This window comes from Helicobacter anatolicus, assembly GCF_021300615.1.
Classification (GTDB): domain Bacteria; phylum Campylobacterota; class Campylobacteria; order Campylobacterales; family Helicobacteraceae; genus Helicobacter_H; species Helicobacter_H anatolicus.
The window spans coordinates 1-1,676 of sequence record NZ_JAJTMY010000011.1 but is presented as its reverse complement, the minus strand read 5'-3'; the positions used below and the strand labels follow the sequence as shown (position 1 = coordinate 1,676).

At 30.0% G+C, this 1,676-nt stretch carries 1 protein-coding gene; it reads left to right on the top strand.

Annotation, left to right across the window (positions count from 1 at the left end; all coding sequences use genetic code 11):
- Nucleotides 1–211: 211 nt before the first annotated feature.
- Nucleotides 212–1,676 (top strand): hypothetical protein (locus LW133_RS07340; RefSeq protein ID WP_233077799.1); only part of this gene is annotated, 1,465 nt, incomplete at its 3' end.

Sequence of the window (1,676 nt, the reverse complement as noted above, 5' to 3'; positions counted from 1 at the left end):
GAAAAGAAATAAAAAGAGTTTTTTTACAAGCCTTTTACTAAAAAAGGAGGGGGGGGGATTGATTGTTAGATTATCTTTTAGAATCTATTTTAGTGGTGAAAAAAGAGAAAATTATTAGATTAAATATATTATCTTTTATAATATTTTATTAGAAAATTTCAGTATAATCCGACGCGCTAATATTGCAAAATAAATATAATCAAGGTTTAAAATGATGTTTAGAAAAACTTATTCTTCAATTACGCTTTCAGTAATATTTTCTACAATATCTTTATCAGCCGCAGAAGTTATGGGGGCTACGGAAGTAGAAAATATTCAATATGACCAAGAAACAGGAAGCCTGGATAAAAAATTTGAAAATTATACAACAGTTGGGAATATTCAAGCAAAACAAGGAACGATCAATGTTACCTTTGAAAAAGGTGGAGTAGTACAAGGATCAATCACTTCACATCAAGAAACTTGGACTACAAGAAGCGGAACAAATAATATTGTATTTAAAAGTTCAGACATAGGGCAAAAAAATCAAATACTTGGAGATATTTATCTAATCAAGGGTATCAACCACATTACCATGGAAGGAAAAAACGAAATCTTTGGAAATATAAAAGTTAATACTTATGGTTATCGAGCACAAAACTCTTTGCTCCTTAAAGGTGAAAGTTCGCAATTAGGAAAAAGTGATAAAAAAATAAATTTATTTGCTCAATCAAATTCGCAAGATAAACCAAGATTTAATCGTCTAAAGTTTTCAAGCAAAACCAACACCCTTTATATTGATAAAATAGAAGCTTATTTTAGTGGATCTCAAAGCGATTATAGTAATACTATTTCTCTAGATGGAAGTAATAATACTGTTACTATAAATACGCTTAAGGCAAGTGGAAACTATGCAGTCAATGCAATTGGTAAAAATATTTTAACTGGTGAACAAGCCTCTGCATTAACAGAAAATACTAATAATATAAGTTTTGTTGATGATACCAATGCTTTTGAAGGAGTGCTTCAAGTTGGATCTATAAGTTCTAGCAATGGAGGAAAAAATAATATTTCCTATAAAGCTAGTGCTAATATTTTAGCTACGACTATGGAAGGAAAAGAAGGAGAAAAAGAAGAAGGCAAAGTTATTGCTACGCAAAATGCCATTATCGGATCTTTAGCTTTAAATAACGATGAAGCCACCAAGGCTAAAAATCTTTTAAAAACTGCTATTTCTGGAAATAATAATCTTTATTTAGATCTAAGTAAAAATACTGATTTTGCTGATGTTAATAATCTTATTAAAAATGAAGCTAATCTTTCACAAACTCTAGATCAAGAATCTTTATTATCCAAAACTCAAGCAGTGATTTTAGGTAATATTGATAATCAAGATAGAGGAACCAATAATATTAAAATCGTAGGGGGAAGTTCTAAAGCAACAGATATGATGAAAATGGGTGAAGAAGTAGCAACTAATGACCATATTAAAATAGGCTTAGTGGGAAATATTACTACAAATGGTGGTAGCAATAACCTTATTTTTGAAAATAGTATCTGGTTACCAAGTTATTTAAGCGGTAATGAAAATAGTAGCAGTTTCCCTCTTCCGCCAAATCTATCAGGAACACTGATCAATAGAAACAATGGAACTACAAACATTGTTTTAAGAACTTCAAGTGCTACTTTAAATAACT